The organism is Halostagnicola kamekurae (genome assembly GCF_900116205.1).
Lineage (GTDB): Archaea > Halobacteriota > Halobacteria > Halobacteriales > Natrialbaceae > Halostagnicola > Halostagnicola kamekurae.
Genome location: NZ_FOZS01000001.1, coordinates 1451742 through 1476160, shown reverse-complemented (window position 1 = coordinate 1476160; position 24419 = coordinate 1451742). Strand labels below are relative to the sequence as shown.

Annotated in this window: 23 protein-coding genes; 12 read left to right on the top strand and 11 right to left on the bottom strand. The window is 62.7% G+C overall.

The genetic code is table 11. The features are described 5' to 3' along the window. Nucleotides 1-321: 321 nt before the first annotated feature. From gatE to btuC, 3 genes are read right to left on the bottom strand one after another with little or no spacing between them, the layout of a single operon-like run. Nucleotides 322-2196, bottom strand: a complete 1875-nt coding sequence (gene gatE, locus BM348_RS07580; RefSeq protein ID WP_092903451.1) for a Glu-tRNA(Gln) amidotransferase subunit GatE — start codon at nucleotides 2194-2196, stop codon at nucleotides 322-324. Between the two features lie 36 nt (nucleotides 2197-2232). Continuing rightward, nucleotides 2233-3660: an ATP-binding cassette domain-containing protein gene (locus tag BM348_RS07575; RefSeq protein WP_092903449.1), complete on the bottom strand. Its 1428-nt coding sequence runs from the start codon at nucleotides 3658-3660 to the stop codon at nucleotides 2233-2235. Next, nucleotides 3657-4787 carry a vitamin B12 ABC transporter permease BtuC gene (gene btuC / locus BM348_RS07570; RefSeq protein WP_092903447.1) on the bottom strand — a complete coding sequence of 377 codons (1131 nt, stop codon included), beginning with the start codon at nucleotides 4785-4787 and terminating at the stop codon, nucleotides 3657-3659. Before btuC ends, BM348_RS07575 begins: the two co-directional genes overlap by 4 nt. A gap of 61 nt (nucleotides 4788-4848) precedes the next feature. Here btuC and BM348_RS07565 point away from each other — a divergent pair, with 61 nt between their 5' ends. The 4 genes from BM348_RS07565 to BM348_RS07550 all read left to right on the top strand — a co-directional run bounded on the left by BM348_RS07565 (nucleotide 4849) and on the right by BM348_RS07550 (nucleotide 7847). Next, nucleotides 4849-5994 carry a PGF-CTERM-anchored ABC transporter substrate-binding protein gene (locus BM348_RS07565; RefSeq protein ID WP_092903445.1) on the top strand — a complete coding sequence of 382 codons (1146 nt, stop codon included), beginning with the start codon at nucleotides 4849-4851 and terminating at the stop codon, nucleotides 5992-5994. Between the two features lie 107 nt (nucleotides 5995-6101). Next, a complete protein-coding gene (gene srp19, locus BM348_RS07560; protein WP_049954026.1) occupies nucleotides 6102-6383 on the top strand; it encodes a signal recognition particle subunit SRP19 in 282 nt (93 codons plus the stop codon). Further along, complete coding sequence (locus BM348_RS07555) at nucleotides 6383-6640, top strand: H/ACA ribonucleoprotein complex subunit GAR1 (protein WP_092903443.1); 258 nt, start codon at nucleotides 6383-6385, stop codon at nucleotides 6638-6640. Before srp19 ends, BM348_RS07555 begins: the two co-directional genes overlap by 1 nt. Nucleotides 6641-6755: 115 nt before the next feature. Then, nucleotides 6756-7847: a presenilin family intramembrane aspartyl protease PSH gene (locus tag BM348_RS07550; protein ID WP_092903441.1), complete on the top strand. Its 1092-nt coding sequence runs from the start codon at nucleotides 6756-6758 to the stop codon at nucleotides 7845-7847. Nucleotides 7848-7878: 31 nt separating this feature from the next. Here BM348_RS07550 and BM348_RS07545 read toward each other — a convergent pair whose 3' ends face one another. The 3 genes from BM348_RS07545 to BM348_RS07535 all read right to left on the bottom strand — a co-directional run bounded on the left by BM348_RS07545 (nucleotide 7879) and on the right by BM348_RS07535 (nucleotide 10771). After that, the gene (locus tag BM348_RS07545; protein ID WP_092903439.1) at nucleotides 7879-8532 is read right to left on the bottom strand and encodes a DUF6517 family protein; all 654 of its coding nucleotides are present in this window, start codon (nucleotides 8530-8532) and stop codon (nucleotides 7879-7881) included. 103 nt (nucleotides 8533-8635) lie between these two features. After that, on the bottom strand, nucleotides 8636-10141 hold the full coding sequence (cysS, locus tag BM348_RS07540) for a cysteine--tRNA ligase (RefSeq protein ID WP_092903437.1): 1506 nt from the start codon (nucleotides 10139-10141) through the stop codon (nucleotides 8636-8638). 120 nt (nucleotides 10142-10261) lie between these two features. Beyond that, nucleotides 10262-10771: a DUF7523 family protein gene (locus BM348_RS07535; protein WP_092903686.1), complete on the bottom strand. Its 510-nt coding sequence runs from the start codon at nucleotides 10769-10771 to the stop codon at nucleotides 10262-10264. Between the two features lie 96 nt (nucleotides 10772-10867). Here BM348_RS07535 and BM348_RS07530 point away from each other — a divergent pair, with 96 nt between their 5' ends. The 6 genes from BM348_RS07530 (at nucleotide 10868) to BM348_RS07505 (ending at nucleotide 15956) form a co-directional block, all read left to right on the top strand. Next, nucleotides 10868-11119 (top strand): BolA family protein, encoded by a 252-nt coding sequence (locus BM348_RS07530; RefSeq protein ID WP_092903435.1) that lies wholly within the window; start codon nucleotides 10868-10870, stop codon nucleotides 11117-11119. A 116-nt stretch (nucleotides 11120-11235) separates the two neighbouring features. Continuing rightward, nucleotides 11236-11703 carry a PH domain-containing protein gene (locus tag BM348_RS07525; RefSeq protein WP_092903434.1) on the top strand — a complete coding sequence of 156 codons (468 nt, stop codon included), beginning with the start codon at nucleotides 11236-11238 and terminating at the stop codon, nucleotides 11701-11703. Then, on the top strand, nucleotides 11700-13400 hold the full coding sequence (locus BM348_RS07520) for a PH domain-containing protein (RefSeq protein ID WP_092903432.1): 1701 nt from the start codon (nucleotides 11700-11702) through the stop codon (nucleotides 13398-13400). Before BM348_RS07525 ends, BM348_RS07520 begins: the two co-directional genes overlap by 4 nt. 283 nt (nucleotides 13401-13683) lie before the next feature. Beyond that, nucleotides 13684-15099, top strand: coding sequence for a class II fumarate hydratase (locus tag BM348_RS07515; protein WP_092903430.1), 1416 nt, complete (start codon nucleotides 13684-13686; stop codon nucleotides 15097-15099). A 176-nt stretch (nucleotides 15100-15275) separates the two neighbouring features. Beyond that, complete coding sequence (locus tag BM348_RS07510; protein ID WP_092903428.1) at nucleotides 15276-15509, top strand: HVO_2901 family zinc finger protein; 234 nt, start codon at nucleotides 15276-15278, stop codon at nucleotides 15507-15509. 114 nt (nucleotides 15510-15623) lie between these two features. Further along, nucleotides 15624-15956 (top strand): DUF5789 family protein, encoded by a 333-nt coding sequence (locus BM348_RS07505; RefSeq protein WP_092903426.1) that lies wholly within the window; start codon nucleotides 15624-15626, stop codon nucleotides 15954-15956. A gap of 200 nt (nucleotides 15957-16156) precedes the next feature. Here BM348_RS07505 and BM348_RS07500 read toward each other — a convergent pair whose 3' ends face one another. Together BM348_RS07500 and BM348_RS07495 are read right to left on the bottom strand one after the other, a co-directional pair. Next, complete coding sequence (locus BM348_RS07500; RefSeq protein WP_092903424.1) at nucleotides 16157-17200, bottom strand: tyrosine-type recombinase/integrase; 1044 nt, start codon at nucleotides 17198-17200, stop codon at nucleotides 16157-16159. Further along, nucleotides 17190-17582 (bottom strand): DUF5805 domain-containing protein, encoded by a 393-nt coding sequence (locus BM348_RS07495; RefSeq protein WP_092903422.1) that lies wholly within the window; start codon nucleotides 17580-17582, stop codon nucleotides 17190-17192. Before BM348_RS07495 ends, BM348_RS07500 begins: the two co-directional genes overlap by 11 nt. Nucleotides 17583-19462: 1880 nt before the next feature. Here BM348_RS07495 and BM348_RS07490 point away from each other — a divergent pair. Further along, nucleotides 19463-20791 (top strand): 5'-deoxyadenosine deaminase, encoded by a 1329-nt coding sequence (locus tag BM348_RS07490; RefSeq protein ID WP_092903420.1) that lies wholly within the window; start codon nucleotides 19463-19465, stop codon nucleotides 20789-20791. A gap of 6 nt (nucleotides 20792-20797) precedes the next feature. On the opposite strand, the gene BM348_RS07485 is transcribed toward BM348_RS07490, so the two are convergent. Together BM348_RS07485 and BM348_RS07480 are read right to left on the bottom strand one after the other, a co-directional pair. Continuing rightward, nucleotides 20798-21178, bottom strand: a complete 381-nt coding sequence (locus BM348_RS07485) for a Rid family detoxifying hydrolase (RefSeq protein ID WP_092903418.1) — start codon at nucleotides 21176-21178, stop codon at nucleotides 20798-20800. A 76-nt stretch (nucleotides 21179-21254) separates the two neighbouring features. After that, nucleotides 21255-22637, bottom strand: a complete 1383-nt coding sequence (locus BM348_RS07480; protein ID WP_092903416.1) for a uracil-xanthine permease family protein — start codon at nucleotides 22635-22637, stop codon at nucleotides 21255-21257. Between the two features lie 176 nt (nucleotides 22638-22813). Between BM348_RS07480 and hpt the strand changes: the two genes are divergently transcribed. After that, on the top strand, nucleotides 22814-23410 hold the full coding sequence (gene hpt / locus BM348_RS07475) for a hypoxanthine/guanine phosphoribosyltransferase (RefSeq protein ID WP_092903414.1): 597 nt from the start codon (nucleotides 22814-22816) through the stop codon (nucleotides 23408-23410). Between the two features lie 46 nt (nucleotides 23411-23456). Here the strand turns inward: hpt and BM348_RS07470 are convergent, their stop codons facing one another. Then, complete coding sequence (locus BM348_RS07470; RefSeq protein WP_092903684.1) at nucleotides 23457-24380, bottom strand: hypothetical protein; 924 nt, start codon at nucleotides 24378-24380, stop codon at nucleotides 23457-23459. Between the last annotated feature and the right edge of the window lie 39 nt (nucleotides 24381-24419).

Here is a 24419-nt window from a genome sequence, read left to right as displayed (position 1 = left end):
ATCCCATAGCCAGCTATCGACCACATGAGTGTGATACAGCTACCAATCACCAATCCCCCAGATCGTACACCAAACAGATAGCCAAACAACACGCCCAGGACAATTCCGAGTACCCACGAATATCGCTTGTCCATATGTGGCGGTTATGTCTACACATTTATAAATAACCTACCTCTGCACACCTACCTCCCCACCCCTACCCCTCCACACCTACCTCCCCACCCCTATCTCTCTCTACAACTGACTCTCCGTATTGGAGTTTGGACTAACACTCTGTACAGAGAAACTGCACTGACAACTACTGCTGGGCACCGACCCTCCTCAGGCTCGCTTTTGAATCTCTTCGCGGAGCAGTTCGCTCACGAGGTCCCCATCTGCTTTCCCACGGAGCGCGCCCATACACTCGCCCATCAATCCGGAGAAGGCCTGCATACCCTCTTCTTCGACCTGCCCTTCGTTTCGCTCGACGACTTCGACGATCGTTTCCCGAACCTCGTCCTCGCCGGCGGAGCCGAGTCCCGCGTCCTCCGCGGCGGCCGCCGGCGACTGGTCAGGCTCTTTCGCGAGCACCGAGAGCAGATCCGGAATCCCCTCGTTCGGTAGCTCCCCGCTCTCGGCCATCTCGAGTACGCCCTCGAGGTGATCTTCGGTCAACTGATCGACCGGCACGTCGTCGCGTCTGAGTTCGGTCAGCGTCGACTCGAGGGTCGTCGCCGCCAGCGTCGGATCGATACCATCGTCGACCACGGCCTCGAAGAAGGGCATGTACGTTCCGTAGGCGACCTGCTCGGCCAGCCCCTCGCCGAGGTCGTACTCCTCCTGGTAGCGTTGGACCTTCTCGGTCAGGAGCTCCGGTTCTGGCACGTCGCTCGGATCGGGTTCGACCGGCGGAACGTCGGTTTCGGGGTACATCCGGGCGGCACCGGGCAGCGGACGGAGGTACCGTGTCGTCCCGTCGTCGTTCGCCCCGCGGGTTTCCTCTGGGACGCCCTCGAGTGCGGTCCGCGCGCGGTCCGCGACGGCATCGATGGCCGATTCCGCGACGGTTGTCTCGGCGGCGACGATGGCGACGGCGTCGTTCTCTCCGGCACCGACCGCGTCCCGAAGCGACTCGACCTCCGCCTCGGTCACGCCGTAGGCCGGAAGTTCGTCGGTGTGGAAGATGCCGCCCGCCCCGTGGCGTTTGGCGTGATCCGAGAACTCGGTTCCGAGCCGGCGATCGGGAGCGATTTCGCGCCCGACGAGTCCGTCGAACCCGTACAGCGGAACGGCAGTTACCGAGCCGCCGGATGAAAGCGCGCCGCCGATCACGCCGCTGTCCGTTCCCTCGAAGACCTCCGTCACGGTCTGTGGATCTCCAACACTGGCATCCCGATTGTCGAGTTCCGCCACGATTTCGACGAGTTTCGCCTGGCGTCGGACCTCGTTGCGGACGATGTCGTCGATGTCGTCCAGGCTCTGGACGCCCTTGATCTCGACGCGCGCACCGTCCTCGATGGAGACGTTGACGTCCTGGCGAATCGTTCCGAGCCCGCGCTTTACTTTCCCCGTCGAGCGCAGCAACATCCCGATTCGCTCCGCCGCCTCGAGCGCCTGCTCCGGCGATCGAATGTCCGGGCTGGTGCCGATCTCGACCAGCGGAATCCCGAGCCGATCGAGACTGTAGGTGACGCCGTCGTCCGTCTCCTCGACGCGCTGGGCGCTCTCTTCCTCGAGCAGGAGATCCTCGATGCCGACCGCGCCGTCGCTCGTCTCGATCTCCCCGCCGGTCGCGATCAGCGTCGAGCGCTGGAAGCCCGACGTGTTCGAGCCGTCGACGACGATCTTTCGCATGACGTGGGCCTGATCGACCGGGTTCATGTCCATCAGCTGGGCGACCTCGAGCGTGGTCTCGAGGGCTTCTTCGTCCAGTCGATGCGGCGGCTCGTCGTCGGCTTCGACGAGACACGTCGAGTCGTAGGCGAGGTACGTGAACTCGCGCTCGACCATGCTCTCCTCGACGGCGGCGTCGTCGAGTTCGCCGAGTTCGCTGCGCGTCGGATGGAGGTAGCGGGTGAACTGACGCGTTGCGTCTTCGGGTTCGCGAATCGCCGTCGGGCACTCACAGAACAGCTTCGTCGCCGTATCGAGTTGCTGGTGGATCTCGAGTCCGGCGACGAGTCCGAGCGCTTCGTAGTCGTACTCGTCCTCGGTCATTGTCGGTCACTGGGTGGCCGACGGGTAAAAAACCGTTCAGTTCGTCCGGGCCGTTCCGGTCGTCGAATCTGCTGACCCCGTATCTTTCTGCTCGCAGTCGATCGACTCGTCGTGTTTCGCGACCGCCCACGAAACGGCCTTGAGGACGCCCGCCGGAGCCTCGAGTATGCCCGTTGACCCCTCGATCACACCCGTACTACCCATCTCGCGTGCGCGCGACCGACACGCCTCATACAGTCGCCTCGCCTCGTCGCCGGCGAAGTGTCGCTCCTCGAACGGCCGCGTCTCGACGACGACGAGCGGCGTTCCGGCCGATAGGTTCTCGAGAAGGAGCTGATTCCCCGAACTCACCGTGACGTCTGCGAGTACCACCGCGTCGCTGGCGGTCACAGCCGCTTCGAACGCCGCGATATCACGCTCTGAGATCGAATCGAACGGCGGCGCTTCGATTCGGTCTATCTCGAGCCGGCGCGCCGTTTCCGCGGCGATGTCCCCGCTCGGAACCGGGCCGAGAGAGGTTCGAACGCCCGCGTTGTGCAATCGCGCGAGCGCGCCCGTCGCCGCCGATCCGGAGCCGAGGACGTGGACGCGCTCGGGTATCGAAGCGGGAGCCATCGAGTCAGAACCGGCCGCTTCGCGGTCGTCGTCACGGGCGGAAATCTCGGCATCGGGGAGGGCCGTGACCGTCTCGGTTCCGGTAACCGGATTCTCGGTGACGGCCGCGTTCGTATCGAACACGTTCGAGAGCGTGTCCGCGGAGAGCACGTCCGCAGGCAGCCCCGTTCGGCGAACGCCGCCGTCGGCGAGCATCACCAGCCGGTCACAGTACCGCGCCGCCAGATCCAGGTCGTGGATGGCCGCACAGACCGCCCGCCCGCTATCAACCAACTCTCTGACCAACTCGAGCGTCTCGATCTGGTGATTGACGTCGAGACTCCCCGTCGGTTCGTCGAGCAAGAGCGCGGGCGTTTCCTGCGCGACGGCTCTGGCGAGGACGACCCGCTGGCGCTGTCCGCCGCTGATCTCGTCGATCGGCCGATCCGCGAGCGCCTCGGTTCGGGTCCGCTCGAGGGCTCGATCGATCGCGTCCCGATCCGCCTGTGTCGGCGGCGAGAACCGCGACCGGTGGGGATACCGCCCCATCTCGACGACGTCTCGAACGGGGAACGAAAACGAGAGGTTCGTATCCTGCGGGACGACCGAGACGAGCCGACTCGAGGCCCGGGACGAGGCGTCGTGGATATCGACGCCGTCGATCGTGACCCGTCCGGTATCGGGCTCGAGCGCGCCGCTTATCGCACGCAATAACGTCGTCTTGCCGGCCCCGTTCGGCCCGACGAGTCCGACGAATTCGCCCGGTTCGACAGCAATCGAGACGCTCTCGAGGACGTTCACGTCGCCGAACGAGAGACCGACGCTTTCGACGGTGATCGGACCGGAATCGGCGTTTTCACTCTCGATCATACCGAATGCACCTCGCGTCGGGTGAGCAAGAACAGGAAAAACGGCGCGCCAAGCGCCGCGGTGACGATGCCGACGGGGACGACGGGCATCCCGAACTCGATTCCGAGCGGCAGCGACACCGAGTCCAGTCGCGCGATCGTATCCGTAGCGACGAGGAAGGAACCGCCGGCGAGCGTACTCGTCGGGAGCAATATTCGGTGATCGGGACCGACGAGCAGTCGCATGATGTGTGGGACGACCAACCCGACGAAGCCGATGACGCCCGCGACCGCGACTCCCGCCGCCGTGACGATGCTCGCGAGCGCGAGCAAGAGTAACTTCGTTCGCTCGACGTTGACGCCGAGATGCTGTGCGTCCTCTTCGCCCAGCAGGAGGACGTTCATCTCTCGAGTGAACCCGCCGAGGACGAGGACGCCGACGAGCGTGACCGGCAGCGCGAACCCGACGTCGCCCCAGGAACTGTTCTGGAGGTGTCCCATCATCCAGACGGTCGCTTCCCGCAGGTCGTCGCCGCTGTAGACGAGCATGTAGGAGATGGCCGCGCCGAGAAACGCCTGCACGGCGACCCCCGCCAGCAACAGTGTCGCGACGGGGGTCCGCCCGCCGTCGGTCGCGATCGCGTAGACCAGAAAGGCGGTTCCGAGCGCGCCGACGAACGCGGCGAAGTGCAGGCCGCCGAAGGGAATCAACGCGGGAAACGCGATCGCCGCGACCGCGCCCGCGGCCGCCCCCGACGAGACGCCGATTATCGACGGGTCGGCAAGTGGGTTCCGGAAGAATCCCTGCATCACGGTTCCGGCGGCCGCCAGCGCGAACCCGACCGTCGCAGCCAGCGCGATCCGGGGTAGACGCAGCGTTTCGACGATGACCTGGTCCGTCGTCGCGACGTCGAACGAAAAGATGCTCGCGTACGTCGGGTCGGGGAACGGAATCGTTCCGCCGATCAGCGGCACGGCGGCGCGTTCGATCTCGACGCCCGCGGGGACGACTATCGCGTTGAGAATCGCCTTCGCGACGATCTGCGGTTCGATCCAGACCGATCCGAGTCCCGCGCTGACGACGACGACCGCGACGAGGAGACAGCCCAAGCCGGCCGACCAGGATACGGTTCGGACCGATCGCTTCATCGACACCAACCACGGTTGGAGTAGCCAAATATTTGTTGAAGTACCGTGGATACACAGCCGAATGCAACGGAAACTGGCAGTATTATTGACCATTACGCTCATCACGTCGGCGTTCGCTCCGCTGGCCGCGGCCGGTGTATCCGCCGAAGCCGACGCAAGCGAGCGGTTGGGGGCGACCAGCGCGGCGGACGCGCAGTGTGAGTTCCCGGGAGAATTTACTGACGCGACGGGCGAAACGATCTCGCTCGAGCGAGCGCCCGAGTCCGTCGTCGCGCTCCAGCCGAGCGACGCGCAGACGATGTTCGAAATCGGCGCCGAGGATCGACTGACCGGAATGCCCGAGAATCCAGCGACCGCCGACCTCGAGATGGGCGACAGGCAGGCGGTCACCGATGGCTACGACGTGCTCGTCGAACAGGTCGTCGCGCTCGACCCGGACGTCGTTCTCGCGGCCAATACCACCCAAGACGGCGACGTCGAACAGCTTCGCGAGGCCGGACTCGACGTCTACGTCTTCGGCGAAGGCAACTCGATCGAGGACGTCGAGGAGAACGTCCTCACCACCGGCGAACTGGTCGGCGAGTGCGACGGCGCGACTCAGACGGTCGAGTGGATGGACGAGCGCATCGACCTGCTCGAGAACGCGACGGCCGACGATTCCGAGAATCGACCGCTCGCGTTCTACGACATGCGCAAAGGCTCTACCACCGGGACGAACTCCTTCCAGCACGAAGTGCTCACGACCGCCGGCGTCGAGAACATCGCCGAGCGAGTCGGTCTCGAGCGGTCGTGGGGAGAAATCGATTCCGAGCAGATCGTCGAGGAGGACCCCGACTGGATCATACACCCCACCGGTTCGGAGGGCGAGTATCCGTTCACTTCGGGAGTGGAGAACACGACAGCCTACGCCGAGGGTAACGTGATGGCCGTCGACGACAACGCGATGAGCCAACCCGCCCCTCGGGTCGTCTTCGCGATCGAAGAGATCGTCCAGAACGTCTATCCGGACGCCTACGCAGAACTCGAGGCGAATCTGACGACCCTCGACGAGGAACAACGGGTGTACGACCCCGGCGAAGCCAGTAACTCGAACGACGACGACGGCGACGACTCGACTGCCGGCGGCGAACCGATCCCCGGACTCGGCGTTCCGGTCGCTGTCGCGGCCATACTCGCGGCGGGCGCGTTCGCGCTCCGACGGCGTTGAAGTGTAAGCGACACACCTGCGGCCCGCCGCTGCTTTGTACCGGTCGATTCTTAGTCCGCCGACAGCCGATGAAAAGGGTTTACTCGCCGGCCTTCGCAGGGATGGACATGGTCGAAAACGTCATCTGGCCCGCCTATCTCGACGCGACCTGTTCCCGGGCCGACGGACGCCGGGTTCCCGAGGATCTCGCCGTCGACGAGCCGACGGTCGACGAAATCGCGAAGGCCGTCCAGCAGATCGGCTACGACGCGATCGTCGAGCGCGATAAGTCCTACTCGAGAGCGCCCTGGGACGAGCGGGGGCGGGTCGTCGTCCGCGGCGCGGAGGACTCGACGAAGAACGATTTGGTACAGGCCGTGGCGGCCTACGTCGTCGCCATGCGCGAGTGATGCAGCGAGTTGGTCAGGTCGTTCGAATCGCGCAGGGACTGCTCGTCATCAGACCGGAAGACGAATCTGCAGGCGTAACAGGAGAACGCGACAACGTTGACGACACGATCGGTACGATGGTTCTCGACGACAGCCTGTCGGAGGTCGGTCGCGTCGTCGACGTGTTCGGGCCCGTCGACCGGCCGTACTACGCGGTGACGCCCGACGACGGCGTCCACCAGCCGTCATTGGTCGGGTCCACCCTCTACGCGCGTTGATCGCTGCGGTTCGTTCTCGAGTGTCCCGATCTACCGCCTCGACCTCGAGGAACGACTCGTCGAACGGTTCCGAGAGAGGAAAACACAGATACCGGAGGGGTTCGAACGGCCGGCTATGAACCAACGGGCACGAATGGTCCTCGCCGTCGGGATGACGGTCCTGCTGTTTCTCACCGTACAGTTCGGTGCGCTGGCACTGGTAGAGCCGTTTTACGATGCCGACCGACAGGCCGTCGACGATCCAACGGATCCGACCAACAGCGCCATTTACTTCGCCGTTATCCTCGTCGCCACCGGAATCATGCTCGCGGCGTTCAAGTATGATGCCGAACGCCTGATTCGCGGACTGATAATCGCCGTGAGCGGGATGCTCGCCTACTACGTCTTCACCGAGGTGATCCCCCCGGCGGTCTCGGTCGGATCAGTGAACGCGCTCGCGCTCGTCGCCGCCGTCGGCGTCGCCGGCGCGCTCCTGGTCTATCCGGAGTGGTACGTCATCGACGTCGCCGGGGTAGTGATGGCCGCCGGCGCTGGCGGACTGTTCGGTATTAGCTTTGGGTTGCTCCCGGCAATCCTGTTTCTCGCCGTGTTGGCGATCTACGACGCGATCAGTGTCTACAAAACCGAACACATGCTCGATCTCGCCGACGGAGTGATGGACCTCAACATCCCCGTGATCTTCATCATCCCGACGAGTCTCCCCTACTCCTATCTCGCCGAAGGCAGCACGGACGGCGTGCTCGAGGACGACTCGAGCACGACGGACGGATCAGGCCACGGCTCGAGTGCTACCAACGACTCGAGTACGGGCGACGATACTCCGACTGTCACCGATGGGTCGAGTGCCGACAGCAGCCACACCGGTGCGGATACCTCGAGTGGCGGGGCGAGTTCGGACGACGGCCAAGGGAGCGGGCGTGACGCCCTCTTCATCGGCCTCGGCGATGCCGTCATCCCGACGATTCTGGTCGCGAGCGCCGCGTTCTTCCTCGAGGGGGGAGCGATCGACGTTCCGGGAGTCGCGTTGAACGTCCCGGCGCTCGGAGCGATACTCGGCACCACCGCTGGCCTTCTCGTACTGATGTACATGGTGACGAAAGGTCGCGCACACGCCGGCTTACCGCTTCTCAACGGCGGCGCGATCGGCGGCTATCTCGTCGGCGTGATCGCAAGCGGGATACAGATTTCGACCGCACTCGGGCTGTAAGCCCCGCTCGAGACCCACCTTTGTTCTGCAGTTAGTCGCCCCCGCTCTCGTGTTCGACTCCCTCGATCAACGTGTCGATGCGGTCGGCTTCGTCCGGAATGTCCTGCGGGTAGACGCCTGCAAAAATCAGATGGTCGTCGCCGTGATCGGGCTGGGTGACGTCGACGAACACGTCGACGTTCTCGTCGTCCTCGAGCGTCGCTTCGCCTTCGTAGGTCGCTATCGAGACCGTCTGTGAGACCGCATCGAGTTCCCGGGTGGCGACTTCCGCGTCGCTCGCTACCGAAAGCTCCCCGTACCGATCCTGTAGATCCGCGAGGAGTTCGTCGTGGTCCATCTCCCCGACCGGGTTGTAACTCTCCCCGGCCACCTCGACTTTCGGCGTCGAAATCGCGCCGAACACGCCGGCTCTGATCTCTCCCATTCCGAGGACCGAGAGATCGATCGTTCGGCTGTACTCGTTTGCGTAACTCGTCACCGTCACCGTTTCGGTCGCGAACGACTCCTCGTCGGTCCACCGGTCGGTCTCGTCGTGTTCGTAGCCGGTCGACTCGAGCGCGGCGTCCGAAACGGTGGCGGGGGCCGCCTCATAGGTCGTCAAATCCTCGAGAAAGCCACCGATACATCCCGCGGTGAGTCCCGCGCCCCCGACGCCGACTGTCGCGATGAACGCGCGGCGGTTCATACGCTCGAAGCACTTGCAGCGGCAGTAAAAGTATCGTGGGCCCTCCCGAATCCGGCGCGCTATATCCCGTCGTTACCAGCGTCCCGCAGACTCGCAATCGGAGTTATTCGTCGGTTTCGAGTCGGTAGGTTGCGCCGTCGTCGGTGTCTTGCACCTCGACGCCGAGCGCCTCGAGTTCGTCACGTAACTCGTCTGCGCGCTCGTAGTTCCCTCGCTCGCGTTCCTGCTCGCGAACGTCAAGGACGAGCTCAACGACATCGCCTGCAAGGGCCGCCGATCCGGTCGTCTGACCGTCGAACGAGAGCCCGAGAATTCCGCCGTACTCCTCGAGCGTTTCGACGGCGCGGCGAAGCCCGACGTAATCGTAGCCGTCTCCCCCGTCGGCATCGTCGACCGAGTCCAGATGGCGGTTGATCGCCGTCGCCACTTCCAGCAGCGCCGACTGCGCCTCGCGGGTGTTGAAGTCGTCGTTCATCGCGGCTTCGAAGGCGTCTCGAGCGTCGTCGACGGCGGTTCGCAACGACGTGTCCGAGACCTTGGTCGCCGCGTCCGGCGAGTCGACGGCCGCGACGGCCGCGTCGTAGGCTCGCTCGAGGCGATCCCAGCGCTCCCTGGCTTCGGAGATCGTCTCGTCGGAGTAGAGCTGTTTGCTGTTGTAGGAGCCGGCGGTGAGGAAGGTCCGCAGCGCGTTCGTCCCCCAGGCGTCGACCGCCTCGCTGACCGTGACGAAGTTGCCGAGACTCGAGGACATCTTCTCGTCGTCCATCTGGAACAGCTCGCAGTGGAGCCAGTAGTTGGCGAACCGGGCGTCGGTCGCCGCCTCGGACTGGGCGATCTCGTTCTCGTGGTGGGGGAAAACGAGGTCGCGGCCGCCGACGTGGACGTCGAGCGTCTCGCCCAGGTGGGTCATGCTCATCGCCGAGCACTCGATGTGCCAGCCGGGACGGCCCTCGCCCCACGGCGAGTCCCAGGTCAGCCCCGCCGGTGGCTCGCCGGAGACGCCCTCGTGGCGATGTTCTTCGACCGCGTCCGGATCGACGCCGCCCGCCTTCCAGAGGGCGAAATCGGCCGGATGGCGCTTCTCGCTGCGCTCGTCCGGTTCGCCCTGCGATTCGATTTCGTCGAGATCTTGGTTCGAGAGTTTGCCGTAGTCCTCGAATTCCGTGACGTCGAAGTAGACCGACCCGTTCGACTCGTAGGCGTAGCCCCTCTCGACGAGCGTTTCGACCAGATCGACGATCTCCGGGACGTGTTCGGAAACCCGTGGGTAGACTTCCGCCCGCAGGAGGTTGAGCGAGCGCATGTCCGAAATCGTCCGATCGATGTACGTCCGGGCGACGGCTGATTCGCTGTCGCCGAGGTCGTCTTCGCCCACGCGAGCGACGATTTTCTCGTTAACGTCGGTGAAGTTCTCGACGTGACGGACGTCGTACCCGAGGTGCTCGAGCCAGCGATGCATCACATCCACGTGAACCCATGAGCGCGCGTGCCCGAGGTGGGGCGGATCCGAAACCGTCAGGCCGCAGTAGTAAAGCAGAACGTTCTCGGGATCCTGCGGCTCGAACGGCTCGAGATCGCCCGTCAACGTGTTCGTCACGTGCAGGGTCATTACCTCACCGTATCCGTGGACGGAAGTTAAACCGTGTGATGCCGTACCGGCGGTTCGGCTGCGATTCGGCGGCGGTGGGTTTGCGACGGTGGCTGGTTTGTGACGCCGGTGGTCTCGAATTCACTCGTTCGACCCGCTCTCGAGTACCCGTTCGATGGCCCGAACGGCGTTCGCGCCGTCCAAGCGCTCGACGACGATGAGCAGATCCTCGCCATCGAACCCGGCTCCGGCAACGTCGATCCCCGCGAGATCGAGGGCCGCCAGCCCGCACGAGAGCGACGACGCGTCGATCGCCCCGCTCGCGACGATCGCCGTGTATCCCTCGCCGCCGGGACCGAACGCCGACCCGCCGACCGCGAGCGTGCGATCGCCGCCATCGGATTCGGCGTCGGCCGGGTCCTCGAGGGGGCCGATCCCGCTCGTCATCGTGACGCGAACATCTCCGGCAGACGACTCGTACTCGGGTAGCTCCTCGGCGTATCGCCGGAGTGCGGTCGCGACGGCGTCCGTCTCCCCGTCGACATCGAGAAACCGCGCAGCGGCGGTGTAGTTGACGACGTCCGCTCGAAGCGCTGTGATCAAAAACGGGTGGTTCTCTGCTGCCCGACGCGTCTCGCTCGCGAGCGACATACTCGAGACCGGGACTCCGATCGGCATAAACACGCGGGATCCAACCCCGCCAGCCGGACCGCGGCCCTTTTGGCTCGAGACGCGAAACGATCCCACATGGATCCAACCGACGTCGCGGACATCATCGAATCGGAACTCGAGGACGCGGAAGCGACGGTCACGCGCGCTCGCGGGAAACACGACGACGACCACCTCGCGGCGACGGTCGTCTCGCCCGCCTTCGACGGGCTCCCGCTGGTCCAGCAACACCAGCAGGTCTACGACGCCCTCGACGGCCACATGACGACCGACATCCACGCGCTCGAGTTGTCGACGTACACCCCCGACGAGTACGACGAGACCGAATAACGCACTGACGGGCGTACCGGCGCGCATGCGAACGACAAATCCAATCAATAAACCGTACATTCCCTCGTGCGAGAAGGTACCCTACTTTTATCCTCACGAACTAATACCGTACTGATATGGAATCCCTCCACTCGCGTATTCGGTTGCTCTGGATCGCCCAGGGGGCGATCGTCGTCGCCGTTCTCGGCGCGGTGCTGGTCGGCGTCGATCGAGTGATCCCCGCGATCGACGTTCCGGTCGCCGCGATAGCCGGCGTGATCGGGCTCGCCGGCGCGCTGGCGGTCGCCTACGCCGTCCGGCTCTACCAGCGCTGGCAGTTCGAACTCCAGGACGACGCGCTCTATCTCGAGCGCGGCGTGATCACCGTCGTCGAAACCGCGGTGCCGTTCGTCAGGGTCCAGCACGTCGACACCCAGTTCGGCCCGATCGAACGCGCCCTGGGGCTCTCGAGCGTAGTGGTCTACACCGCCGGGACGCGAAACGCGGACGTCCGCGTTCCCGGACTCACCCCCGACCGCGCGCGACGCCTGCAGGATACCCTCCGCGAGCTCGCTATCGAAAGTGACACGGACGACGCAGTATGAATCGACTCCATCACCTCGCGGCGGTCACGCACGGGTTCCAGCGTGCGCTTGCCGGGCTCTTCGTCGCCACGTCGCTCGTCACGCTGGGAACGACGTTCCTCGAGTTCGGATCGGCCACGTGGACGATCGCGGCGGCTCCGATCGGGTTCGTTCTCGGCGGCATCTACGGCGTCGCTTACTACATGCGCTACGAGTACGAAGTCACCGACACGACGTTCGACGTCGCGTCCGGGGTCTTCTCGCGGCGGTCCCGCGAAATCCCCTATCGGCGAATCCAGAACGTCGACGTTCGAATCAGCGTCCTCCACCGACTGCTCGGCCTGGCCGTCGTCTCCATCGAGACCGCGGGTGGCGGCCAAACCGAGGCGAGGCTGAACTTCGTCTCCGAGGAAGAAGCCGACCGACTCCAGCGCGAGATCCGTCGCCGGACCGCTCGAGCGACGGAATCTCGATCTGAGACTGGCACTGAGCACGACGGCACTCGAGAAACTGATCCCGAGGCCGACGCGAGTGCCGCCGTGACCGAGCGACCGGGAAGTGATACCTCGGCGTCCGCAGACGAAACCGCCGCCGAGCGCAACTCGGTCTCGAACGAATCCGACGCGAGGAATCACGGCGTCGGAACGCAGTCTGCTAGTCGCACGCGACACGACGACCGAACTCGGTCGCTGTTCGAACTCGAGGCGCGAGAGCTGTTGTTGTACTCGTTTACCTCGTTTCGGCCAGCCCTGGGCGCGGCGCTCTTGTTTTTCGTCTTCATCGCGATCGATCCCGTCATCGATCACCTGTTGACGGTCTCCCAGCCCATCGGCGGTCCAGCGGATCTCGAGACCGCGAGCATCGGGAACTACGGCGTTCTAACGCTCGTGTCGTTCGCCTACGGTGTGATCATCACGTACCTGGTGAGCGTCGCCTACACCTTCGGCGCGTACTACGGCTTCACCCTCAGCCGCGCCGGTCGTGATTTCGTCTACGAACGGGGATTGCTCCAGCGATACAGCGGTTCGATCCCCTCGGAGAAGATCCAGTCGGTCACGGTCACGGACAACCCCCTCCAGCGCCTGATCGACTACGCGGGAATGTGGATCGAGACCGCGGGCTACGGCCCGGAAAGCGGGACCGGAAGCCAGTCGGCCGTCCCGCTTGCCCAGCGAGATCGCGTCTACGAGTTCACCGAGCGACTGACCGGGTCCGAAACGCCCCAGTTTCACAGCCCACCGACGCTCGCCCGACGCCGATACGTCGCGCGCTACTCGATCATCGCCGGCGTCTTCGTCGCCGCCATCTTCGGCGTGACGCTCGTGACCTCCCTCGAGCAGTGGTATCTCGCCGCGATCGTCTTCGTCGCCGTTCCGCCCGCGGCACACCTTCGGTACGTCAACATCCAGTACTACGTCGGCGAGGACCACCTCGTGATCCGTCGCGGATTCTGGCGTCGGCGAACCACCGTCATCCCGTACTATCGCGTCCAGACGATCTCGACTCGCCGGTCGATTTTCCAGCGGCGGCTCGGACTCGCTTCGGTCGTCGTCGATACGGCCAGCTCGAGTTCGTTCTCGCTGGCCCCGCCGACGATCTACGATCTGTCGCTCGAGGACGCACGCGACGTACGCGAAACGAGCCGAGAACGGCTCCAGCGGTCGTTGCGTGAACGCGCAGGTGACGACGAGCTCGGGCTCACCGTGGATTTCACCTGATCGATCCGATACCCGCTGGACCGATCTGATTATCTTCGAGCCGGTCTCTCCCGACCACTTCGCGAGGAAAACGCTGCGTCGAGAGCGTCATTCGACGCGCACACCCGAGTCGCGGTTTTCCGTCGGCTGCGTCGAAATCGCTTCTCGCGGATCACGTCGCACCTCTTTCCGACCGCGTCGTCCCCTTCTTGTCGGCCGCTTCACCCCTTTCTTGTCGTCCCTGTCTCGCCGCTCACGTCGTACTTTCGGTGGCTTTTACCTGACTCACCGCCACACTCCGCGTATGGCAGACGATGACGAGTTCCGCATCGAGGAGGACAGTCTCGGCCAAATGCAGGTTCCGAAAGACGCATACTGGGGCGCTCAGACCCAGCGGGCGATTCAGAACTTCCCGATCTCGGGGATTTCGTTCGGCCGCCGCTTCGTCCGGGCTCTCGGCGTCGTCAAGAAAGCCGCCGCACAGGCCAACCGGGACCTCGACCTGGTCGACGACGAGATCGCCGCGGCGATCATCGACGCGGCCGACGAAGTCATCGCCGGCGAACACGACGATCAGTTCCCGGTCGACGTCTTCCAGACCGGGTCCGGAACCTCCTCGAACATGAACGCAAACGAGGTCATCGCGAACCGCGCCGCCGAGATCATGGGCGCGGAGGTCGGCGACCGAGTCGTCCACCCTAACGATCACGTCAACTACGGCCAATCGAGCAACGACGTGATTCCGACGGCGATGCACGTCGCCGCCCTCGAGGCGGTCGAAAAGGACGTCATCCCCGCCCTCGATACACTCCGCGAGGCCCTCGAGCGAAAGGAAGACGAGTTCGACGACGTCGTCAAGACCGGGCGAACCCACCTGCAGGACGCGACGCCGGTCACGCTCGGTCAGGAGTTCGGCGGCTACCGAACCCAGGTCGAGAAGGGTCTCGACCGCGTCGATTCGGTCCGCGATCACCTCTCGGAACTCGCACTCGGCGGCACCGCGACCGGAACCGGCCTGAACACCCACGAGGAGTTCCCCGGCCGCGCCGCAGAGTACATCACCAAGGAGACGGGCGTGCAGTTCCGCGAAGCCGACGACCACTTCGAGGCCCAGGCAGCCCACGACGCGATGTCCGAGGCCCACGGCTCGCTTCGGGTCGTCGCTGGCTCGCTGAACAAGATCGCGAACGACCTCCGACTGCTCGCGTCCGGTCCACGGAACGGACTCGGTGAGATCGAACAGCCCGAGAATCAACCGGGTTCGTCGATCATGCCCGGCAAGATCAACCCGGTCGTCGCGGAGGCAGTCAACCAGGTTCACAAACAGGTCATCGGCAACGACGCCGCGATTTCCTCGGCCGCCGCGGAGGGACAGATCGACCTTAACCTCTACAAACCCGTCCTCGCGCACAACTTCCTCGAGTCGGCGGAACTCATCTCGAACGCGAGTTCGACCTTCGCCGACCGATTCGTCGACGAACTGGAGGCAAACCGCGAGCACTGCGAGTCTGCGGTTCTCCAGTCGATGGCGCTCGCGACCTCGCTGAACGTCCACATCGGCTACGACAAGGCCAGCGAAGTGGCGAAAGCAGCGCTCAAAGAGGACAAGACCGTTCGCGAGGTCGCCCTCGAGAAAGACTACCTGACCGAGGACGAAGCCGACGAAGTGCTCGATCCCGCGAAAATGACCGAACGCGGCATTCTCGGTCGAGACGAGTAATCGGCTCGCTCGAGCGGGCCGATTCGAATGGTCTCTCGAATCAATTCTCGTCTCTCACTCGCTCGTTTTTCGAGTGCGCTCCGCTGCTGGCTATACCGCATAGACCCCTCGAGACGCGGACAGGCGCGAATCAGAGAACCCAAGCAGTTTTCACGGATGCTGTCGTCTGACGAATCATGCACACCTGTCGTAACTGCAATCAGTCGTTCCAGACTGAACTTGCCCTCGAGTTGCACCGGGACTCGTGTACGAAATCACAACTCTGCTGTCACGTCTGTGGCGAGCGCTTCGCGGAGGGCGAGGCGACGCGCGACGGGTGGCACTACGAGTGTCCGAACGACGACTGTGACGGAAACGGATTACAAGAGGATATCTTCAACGTCGACGACGTCCTGACGGCAACACACTAGCGGCGAAATCGACAGGCTACTCGAACGACACCGTCGGTACGCGCTCACTTTTGGGATATATTCACCCCCACCAGGTCACACAGCATTATGGCGTTCGCCGTCCTACAATAGGGGATGGCAGACGACAAGAACGCACGAGACAAAAAGGCCGACGACGCAGAGCGCCGACAGCGAGAGCGAGAACTCGAGGAAGCGCGCGACCGCGCCGACGAACCCGAGCCAGTCGAGTCCGGGTCCACTGATCAACTCGGCGAACTCGACGACGAACTTGAGACGTTGGAGTATCCGGCGACCACCGACGATATACTCGAGGCCTACGGCGACAGTGAGGTCGACGCACAGAACGGGTCGAAATCCGTCGGGGAGGTACTGCGGCCGGTCGACGACGAATCGTACGAGTCCGCCGACGACGTTCGGAATCGGATTCTGGGATTGCTACAGCGGTGATTGGCACTTCTCCGTTTGTCAATCCTGCTTTCACGCAGATCGCGACCTTACTTCCATCTCGAGTCGAATCGTCGTACGTTCCCCCATCGTGGGCGGACAATATGATATAGCGGAATACGATATACGTGTTCCATTCAAACCAGTAGATCATCAATGCGATTACAATTTCCTATGACCTAAGAGTTGATTACATATAAAATCTAGGAGAAAATAGTATAGATGTTCGACTCGTATACCATCCGAACCTGATCGCCCCAGTTGTGGGTGTACGTGTCGATTACGTCGCTCGCGACGTCTCCGCGGAGGTACTTCACGACGCCGCGGTCGCCGGTTCGATCCCTGAGGTGTGTCGTAAAGAAGTGTCTGAAGTAGTGCGGCGTCACGTTTTCGGTCGCGCCGCCGCCCGTTCGGTACCAGCCCCGCTCTCGAGCGTGTTTCTCGACGATATAGCGAATATCCCCTGGTGTAAGTCGCTGTCCCCACGACTCGCCGGTGTCGAGAAAGAGCGGTTCCGCCGGCGATCGGCTATCTGGGCGGATCGCGAGCCACCGCTCGAGGGTCCGTCGAAGCTCCGCATCGACGGGAACGATCGTATCGCGTTCGCGCTTGTTCGAGGCCGTCCGCTCTTCGCCGTTGACGGTGGCCCCGCGAGCGGGCCTCGCGGAGACGAAAAGCGAGTCCGCTCGCCGCTCGAGCTCTACGCGCGGCTGTCGGTCGTACTCGAGTCGCGAAACGTCGATGTGCAGATCACGAAGATCGAGATTGCAGAGTTCGCCCACGCGCATCCCGGTTTTGAGCAGCGTGACGATCACCGCGCGCTCGAGCGGATGGCCGATCGAGTCGACGAACGACCGCATTTCGGAAACGGAGATATCGCGGCGTGTGGGGTTCGTATCGATGGATTCGGACATCTCCTCCATCACAAGCGCCATCGGGTTCTCGTCGAACTCCCCGACCCTGTTCATGTAGTCGTAAAAGCGTTTGAGATACGAGGCGTAGGTCGCGATCGTACTGGGTTTTCGAGCACCGCGAAGGGAGTGAATCCAGGCCATACACTCGCGCCGGTCGGCGTCGCCGGGCGATTCGACGGCCTCGAACTCCGAACTGACGTACGCCTCGAACTCGTGGAGAACGCGGTCGTAGGCCGCGAGCGTCCGCTCGCTTTTGCCGTGATAGCGCTGGTCCTCGAGGAAGTACTCGATGGGGTCGGAACCGTCCTCGGTCGCGTCGGCGTTAGTCGCCATCCGTATCCTCGATGACGGTGTATCCACCGTGGCGACCGCTGTAGCGGATTCGGTTTTCTTCCTGTAGTTCGCTGAGCGCTTCCTCGAGTCTCGCTTCGATGTCGTCGCTGACCGCCTCGAGGAGTTCGTCCCATGAATACGTGTCAGTGGACAGTAACTCGAGGACCCTGCTTTCGAGGTCGTTACCCCTAGGGTCTGCGCTCGCAGAACCGGGTTCCTCGTCCGCCGGTTCGAACCCGTTTCGTCCGGCCTGGACCATCGTCCTGACGAACTCGCTCTGGCTCATTCCGAGCGCTTCGGCGTGGGATCTCCACTCGTCTTTCTGGTACTCGGGAAGGTAGGTCTTTACGGATTTCCGAGTAGTCTCGACGGATTCGGACATACGAGACGCATTCGATTGTGGCACCTTCAAAGTATCCCATATTTCGAGCTAAGGGATTTTATCTCGAGCACTATGGCGTTACTGGCGCTATATGTGGTCCTGCAATTCTAGATAAATAGTTCTTCTAGGGCAAGGAGTTGAGATCTAATCTTCGCCTCGAGATCACGATCATCTTCTCCACGCTTCGACCCGCCGACACGTTTGTTCTAGCTAACACATTTCATAGGTATTGTAGGCAGCAGTATTTCCTCGGGGAAAACGTCGAACGAACCGTCGCCGAATGCGGCGTTTCCGACGAGAGTTTCGCGATTCGGTAACAGTGACGGCCGATCGTCGACTGGCCACCCCGATCGCGAATGCCGGCGGAAACAATCGGTCCCACCGTCGAACCTGGTCTGCGATGGGACTACCCGACCGCCCGGTACTAATCGATCTCCTCGCGTAGTTCATCAAGCATGCAGTATTCAGCGAAATCTCTCGGGGCCGTTCTTCGACGATTTCGCCCTCCATCACAACCAAATATTTGCTTGGGCCGCACAGGCGAAGGAAACGCATACACGAACCGCTCAACGGCGTTGAACGGTCCGTACGTGGGATCCTCACGGCGTTCGAGACGCCACCAGTCAATCCTGTGGCCGGTCCAGTGGGCACTGGTTAGATGAGAGTCGAGGGATGAATAAGTGGTGGCAAGAAGCGCCTACGCAACTCGACGACCTGCTCTGAGAGACCGTAGACGTGGATATGGTGGAGTTTGGGAAGACGAGTGCACCGCAAACACCTAGAGAGGTGTCGGGGTGGGTCTCTATTCGATGGAGTTGTCGGCTCGAGCCGTCGTCGAAGTCCTCGAATTGCTCGGTACTGGCCGATATCACGGCCCAATCTGGGCTGGACGCATAACGTCTCAGAGACACGGAGCGATCCTCCGGCAGGACAGCCATCCGGAGCTGCAGTCGCCAAGAAGCAGATCGAGGATGACAACGAGAGAAGGTGGCCATACGCTACGCACGATACAGAACCGAAGCGCTGCTGGAAATCGATGTCTTCAGCCGACCCCAGAACGTGAGGAGACTTCGGTGTACGAACGGGACGCTGTGTCACGCCGATGCCGCGGGGCTGACCGCGCGCGTTCACGACCGCTGTGATAAGCACGATCGACCGAAACAAGCATCGAACAGCCGAACACGTGCTGAGGAGGTGCTGAACTCGATAGTGCCGTCCGGTGTACGCTTTCGCACCCGTACAGCGTCTCAAAAATCGAATTCCGTATCTCACCGTAGACGCTTCATCCACCCAGTTGAACGGAGGTGACGTCGCTGTGGGTCCCAAAACCAGCCTGATAGCGTCGTAGCCCAAGTTAGAAACTGCCGCGTTCACGGGCATCTTCCCGCGCTACGACGTTCTGTGCTTGCCACCAGTCGATATTGCCTCGACTTCTACAGTGGTCGGACGCCTGTGTAAACTGAGTACTGTTCGATCGACTCGAGTGGTTTCAAATCGTTCTCTCTTTCGTATACTGATGACGGACAGCCACTCGAGGAGGGTTCGGTGCCCATAGCTCTGTGCCCCGATCGGCTGTGTGAACGTGCCTGAGATTCGTCCCGTCACACGTTCAATCGGACGGTCTCGTATCGACGAGTAGACTATGTCAGAGAGGACAGCCACAAAGAGTCGTGGTCGTCTAGCAGTTGCTCTATCGTACGCGTTTGCTGTCCATCCAGAAAACATCAATATAAAATGATGTTTAGTAGTATGTGGCTGGTGGTTGCTGCCGGACAAATAAATCTCATGACGCTATATTGAATGTTAGTTCTTTCTGGTAGCACTGGCACCTCATCACGGACACAAATCGTTTTGCCGCTGGGCCCGAATTCAGCGGCTAGATGCTACTCTCCGGAACGGTTATCGCCGACTCGAGGACGGTCTTCGACGACGGCGCGGTCGTCGTCGAGGGCTCACGGATCGCCGCCGTCGGCGAACGCACAGCGATTCGCGACCAGTATCCCGATCTCGAGGAGCGCGAGTACGACCTCCTCGCTCCGGGACTCGTCGGCGGTCACATCCACTCGGTCCAGAGTCTCGGTCGCGGGATCGCGGACGACTCGGAACTCCTCGAGTGGCTCTTCGAGTACGTGCTCCCGATGGAGGCGTCGCTGTCGGGCAAGGAGATGGAGACCGCAGCGAAGCTCGGGTACCTCGAGATGCTCCAGAGCGGGACGACGACATGTATCGACCACCTCTCGGTCAACCACGCTGACAGAGCGTTCGAAGCCGCCGGTGAGAGCGGGATCCGCGGAGTTCTCGGAAAGGTGATGATGGACCAGCGGTCCCCGGAGGGGCTTCTCGAGGAAACCGAAGACGCGCTCGCAGAATCCGAAGACCTGATCCGGGAGTATCACGGCTCGTTCGACGATCGAATCCGATACGCGGTCACGCCGCGCTTTGCCGTCTCGTGTACCGAGGCGTGTCTCCGTGGTGCCAGAGAGCTCGCCGACGCCTACGACGGCGTTCGAATTCACACTCACGCGAGCGAGAATCGAGGCGAGATCGACACCGTCGAATCGGACACCGGAATGCGAAACATCGAGTGGTTGGACGAGGTCGGACTCACCGGCGAGGACGTCGTGTTGGCCCACTGCGTCTGGACGAACGAACGCGAGCGAGAGATCCTCGCCGAGACGGGAACGCACGTCACCTACTGTCCCTCCTCGAACATGAAACTCGCGAGCGGCGTCGCACCGATCGTGGAGTATCTCGAGCGCGGAATCCCAGTTGCACTCGGAAACGACGGCCCGCCGTGTAACAACACGCTCGATCCGTTCACGGAGATGCGACAGGCGAGCCTGTTACAGAAGGTCGACCGACTGGACCCGGTCGCCATTCCGGCCGAAGAAATATTCGAGATGGCCACGGTCAACGGCGCGAAGGCGGCCGGCTTCGATCGCCTCGGAAAACTCCGTTCCGGATGGCGCGCGGACGTCATCGGCATCGACACCGACAAAGCGCGTGCGACACCGGTCCACGATCCGATCTCTCATCTCGTCTTCGGGGCCCACGGCGACGACGTCGAGTTCACCATGGTCGACGGAACCGTCCTCGTCGACGACGGCGACGTTCGCTCGCTCGACGCGGAGAAGATTCGCGAGTCGGCGACCGAAATCGCACGGGACCTCGAGGGCGCTCGAGAGTCGGCGGACGGGACGAGTCCGTAACGGCCCTCAGTTGGCCGTTGCGATCGCTTCGATTTCGATACCCACTCCTTTCGGCAGATTGGCGACTTCGACGGCGCTTCGGGCCGGCGGCTCCTCGTCGAAGTACGTCGCATACGTGTCGTTCATCTCGTCGAAGGACTCGATATCGTCGAGATAGACGGTGACTTTGAGAACGTCGCTCATCTCGAGGCCTTCCTCGGCTAACACCTGCTCGACGTTGGTGAGGCTCTGCTCGGTCTGTGTTGTGATCGGCTCGTCCGCGAGCAACTCGCCGTCGGGTGTCAACGGGATCTGTCCGGCGGTGAAGACGAGGTCGCCGTTCGTCGTCGCTTGGCTGTACGCGCCGACAGCGGCCGGTGCGTTATCCGTGCTAATAATTCGTTTCACGAGTAGTCGTTCTCGGCGGATCGCTTAATTATTGGCGACCGTGAGCCGGAGATCCGTTTGTGGACCCGTCGTCCAGTCAGTCGTCGCTGATCGAGGCCGTTTCGCCGGCCTGATCGGCGGTCTCGTCCGGATCGTCGAACAGCGGACTCGAGTCGCCCGGAACGAACGTGTTCAAAAGGAGTGCGGACAGGCCGGTCATGATGACCGCTTCGCCGAAGAACGTCTGTGCCGCTCTCGGCAGCCCCTGAAGCGCTTCGGGGACGACCGCGACGCCGAGACCGAGGCCGAGCGACGTCGAGACGATGACCATGTTCCGCCGGTTCATCTCCACGTTCAAAAACAGCAAGCGCATTCCGCTCGCGGCGACCATGCCGACCATCACGAGGACGGCACCGCCGAACACGGGTTCCGGAATCGTCGTCACGACGGCTCCGGCGATCGGGCTCAGTCCCATGATCGTCAGGAAGACGCCGCTAACCCCGACGACGTGCCTGCTCATGATGCCCGTGAAATTGACGATACCGACGTTCTGCGAGAACGAGGTCACCGGAAACGAGCCGAAGACGGCGCCGATCGAACTCATGAGTCCGTCTGCGAAGATGCCACCGCGGAACTCCTCCTGGTCGGGGTTTCGGCCTTCAGCGGCGGTAATGCCGGACATATCTCCCACCGTTTCCATCGCCGAGACGAGAAAGAGGAACGCGAACGTGACGATCGCGACGGGATCGAACGCGTACCCGAACTCACCCGGCGTCGGGACCTCGACCAGCGACGCGTTGGCGATCGGACTGAAGTCGACGACGCCGAACGCGATCGCGACCGCGTAGCCGACGGCGATCCCGATGAAGACGCTCAGGATTCGCGCCACGCCGTCGAGAAAGAGGTTGAACAACACCGCGATAAACAACACGAGCGCCGCGAGTCCGAGATTCTGCACGGAGCCGAAACTCGCCGCGGTCGGATCGCCGCCCCCGACGTACTCCATCCCCGTCGGGATGAGGTACAATCCGATGATGATCACGATGAGCCCCGTTACCAGCGGCGGGAAAAACGGCTCAATGCGTCTGAACTGCCAGCCGATGAGTCCCTCGACGACGAGTCCGGTGACCAGTACCGCACCGAAGACGGCCGCCAATCCCTGTTGGCTTCCGATGGCGCTCGCCGCCCCTAAAAACGTAAAGCTCGTGCCCATGACGATCGGGAGTTTGGCACCGACCGGACCGATCGTGTACGCCTGAACGATCGTCGCGAGCCCGGAGAACAGAAGGACCATCTGGACGAGATACCCCGTATCGGCGGCCCCCAATCCGACCTCGCCGGCAACGAGAAACGCGACTGCGGTCGATGGAACGATCATCACCAGAACGTGTTGAATGCCGAGCGGAACCGCCTCCGATATCGGCGGTTTTTCGTCGAGTTCGTACGCGAGTTCTATTTCGCTGTCCCTCTGTCCAGACATGAAGCGTTGTCTCTCACCTCTCGAATTTCCCATTTATACCTTGTCTTCTCGAGAAAAGACGAGGCTCGAGAACGCCCGAAGCGGCGACGTTCAGGCGGCCTGAGCCCATGATACCAAGAAATACCTGAGCCGAACATCGATCAATAGCTTTTATTCGCGCCACAAGAAGTATCGGCATGGAACAACTGGAGCGGTCGGTCCACGACGCGCCGATCATCGAGAAAGACGACTACGAGTACCTCGTCCACCCGATCAGCAACTGCGTCCCGGTGCTCGAGCCGAGCCTGCTGCGCGAGGTCGTCACTCGGATCGTCCGTGCCGCGGACCTCGAGAACGTCGACAAGATCGTGACCCCTGCCGCGATGGGGATTCACATTTCGACCGCGGTTTCGCTGACGACGGATATCCCGCTCGTCGTCATCCGAAAACGCGAGTACGGGCTCGAGGGCGAAGTCTCGCTCACGCAGGAGACCGGGTACTCGAAAAGCGAGATGTACATCAACGACGTCGACGAGGACGACAACGTCCTCCTGCTCGACGACATGCTCAGTACCGGCGGGACGCTCCGGGCGATCACCGAGGCGCTCGAGTCGATCGGCGCAAACATCGTCGATATCGTCGTTGCGATGCGAAAAGTCGACGGCGGCGACGCGATGGTCGACAGCGAGTACGACGTGTCGTCGCTGCTCGATATCGTCGTCCGCGACGGCGAAGTCACGGTGATTCGCGACGAGGAAGAGCGACAGCTTGTTATCGAGCAGTTCGACGAGTAGCGAGGAAACTTCGACTGCGGTGTGACCAGAACTGCGATTCGGTCCGTTATCGACCGAGCGCGAGTTGGGTTTCCGTCTCGCCATCGGCCAGCAGCGACCGAGCGGCCTCGACGGTCTCGTTCGTTTCCGCGGTGTTCTCCATCAGCACCGTTTCGCTCGGGAACAGTTGCTCGCCGAGCAAGAGCCCGTGTTCTCGAGCGGTCGATCCGGTCACGGTCAGATACACTCCCACGCCCGCGTCGGCGATAGCGGCCTCCTCTTCGATCGCGGGAGTGGGGTACTCGAACTCGATACCGTCGAGAATGTCCGTGCCCAGCACCGCTTGCACGAGCCGCTCGTATCGCGGAACGATACAGAGCGGGCCGGCGTACTCCTCGAGGAACGCCCGGTCGATCGACTCCGATGCCGGCGTCGCGTTCGGCGTCGCCATCAGGGTGTGATAGACCGTATCGCCGAGACCGGTGACCACCCGCACGTCGGTATCCGTGGGATCGATGCGGGCGTTGACGTCCGCGATTCGCTGTAAGGGCTCCGGCCGCAGTTCGACGACTTCCTCGAGAACGAGGTCGGCGCTGTCGAACCCGAGCGCGAACTCGTGGGTTCGCAGGGCCCGAAACGGCTCTTCGCGCCCGACGAGTTGTATCGACGTGCCGTCGGGAACACCCTCGACGCCCTCGAGTGGAATCGTGACGCTATCGAAGACGATCCGCCGCGGTTTCCCGGCCCGGTCGTCCCGAAACAGCGTGTACTCCGGCTCGGTCGGCTCGTCGACGTTACTGTAGGCTGTGAGACGATGATAGACGTCGCGATCGCTCGAAAGCGACCCTTTCGTGAGCGCCTTCTCGTGACGGAGCGTCGAACTGATGTCGTCCGCGAGGTCGCCGATTCCCAGTTGGTTCGCCAGCCGATCGAGGACCGACTCGAGCGGCCGTCCTTTTCGAGGAATCGCGATCGGGATCGTCTCGCCCATTGACCGAAAAACAGCAACCGAGAAGTAAACGAGTTGCGT

What these genes read in the sequence shown, in the direction of transcription:
- gatE (WP_092903451.1), bottom strand. Translation starts at nt 2,196, where the DNA reads ATGACCGAGGACGAGTACGACTACGAAGCGCTCGGACTCGTCGCCGGA.
- BM348_RS07575 (WP_092903449.1), bottom strand. Translation starts at nt 3,660, where the DNA reads ATGATCGAGAGTGAAAACGCCGATTCCGGTCCGATCACCGTCGAAAGC.
- btuC (WP_092903447.1), bottom strand. Translation starts at nt 4,787, where the DNA reads ATGAAGCGATCGGTCCGAACCGTATCCTGGTCGGCCGGCTTGGGCTGT.
- BM348_RS07565 (WP_092903445.1), top strand. Translation starts at nt 4,849, where the DNA reads ATGCAACGGAAACTGGCAGTATTATTGACCATTACGCTCATCACGTCG.
- srp19 (WP_049954026.1), top strand. Translation starts at nt 6,102, where the DNA reads ATGGTCGAAAACGTCATCTGGCCCGCCTATCTCGACGCGACCTGTTCC.
- BM348_RS07555 (WP_092903443.1), top strand. Translation starts at nt 6,383, where the DNA reads ATGCAGCGAGTTGGTCAGGTCGTTCGAATCGCGCAGGGACTGCTCGTC.
- BM348_RS07550 (WP_092903441.1), top strand. Translation starts at nt 6,756, where the DNA reads ATGAACCAACGGGCACGAATGGTCCTCGCCGTCGGGATGACGGTCCTG.
- BM348_RS07545 (WP_092903439.1), bottom strand. Translation starts at nt 8,532, where the DNA reads ATGAACCGCCGCGCGTTCATCGCGACAGTCGGCGTCGGGGGCGCGGGA.
- cysS (WP_092903437.1), bottom strand. Translation starts at nt 10,141, where the DNA reads ATGACCCTGCACGTGACGAACACGTTGACGGGCGATCTCGAGCCGTTC.
- BM348_RS07535 (WP_092903686.1), bottom strand. Translation starts at nt 10,771, where the DNA reads ATGTCGCTCGCGAGCGAGACGCGTCGGGCAGCAGAGAACCACCCGTTT.
- BM348_RS07530 (WP_092903435.1), top strand. Translation starts at nt 10,868, where the DNA reads ATGGATCCAACCGACGTCGCGGACATCATCGAATCGGAACTCGAGGAC.
- BM348_RS07525 (WP_092903434.1), top strand. Translation starts at nt 11,236, where the DNA reads ATGGAATCCCTCCACTCGCGTATTCGGTTGCTCTGGATCGCCCAGGGG.
- BM348_RS07520 (WP_092903432.1), top strand. Translation starts at nt 11,700, where the DNA reads ATGAATCGACTCCATCACCTCGCGGCGGTCACGCACGGGTTCCAGCGT.
- BM348_RS07515 (WP_092903430.1), top strand. Translation starts at nt 13,684, where the DNA reads ATGGCAGACGATGACGAGTTCCGCATCGAGGAGGACAGTCTCGGCCAA.
- BM348_RS07510 (WP_092903428.1), top strand. Translation starts at nt 15,276, where the DNA reads ATGCACACCTGTCGTAACTGCAATCAGTCGTTCCAGACTGAACTTGCC.
- BM348_RS07505 (WP_092903426.1), top strand. Translation starts at nt 15,624, where the DNA reads ATGGCAGACGACAAGAACGCACGAGACAAAAAGGCCGACGACGCAGAG.
- BM348_RS07500 (WP_092903424.1), bottom strand. Translation starts at nt 17,200, where the DNA reads ATGGCGACTAACGCCGACGCGACCGAGGACGGTTCCGACCCCATCGAG.
- BM348_RS07495 (WP_092903422.1), bottom strand. Translation starts at nt 17,582, where the DNA reads ATGTCCGAATCCGTCGAGACTACTCGGAAATCCGTAAAGACCTACCTT.
- BM348_RS07490 (WP_092903420.1), top strand. Translation starts at nt 19,463, where the DNA reads ATGCTACTCTCCGGAACGGTTATCGCCGACTCGAGGACGGTCTTCGAC.
- BM348_RS07480 (WP_092903416.1), bottom strand. Translation starts at nt 22,637, where the DNA reads ATGTCTGGACAGAGGGACAGCGAAATAGAACTCGCGTACGAACTCGAC.
- hpt (WP_092903414.1), top strand. Translation starts at nt 22,814, where the DNA reads ATGGAACAACTGGAGCGGTCGGTCCACGACGCGCCGATCATCGAGAAA.
- BM348_RS07470 (WP_092903684.1), bottom strand. Translation starts at nt 24,380, where the DNA reads ATGGGCGAGACGATCCCGATCGCGATTCCTCGAAAAGGACGGCCGCTC.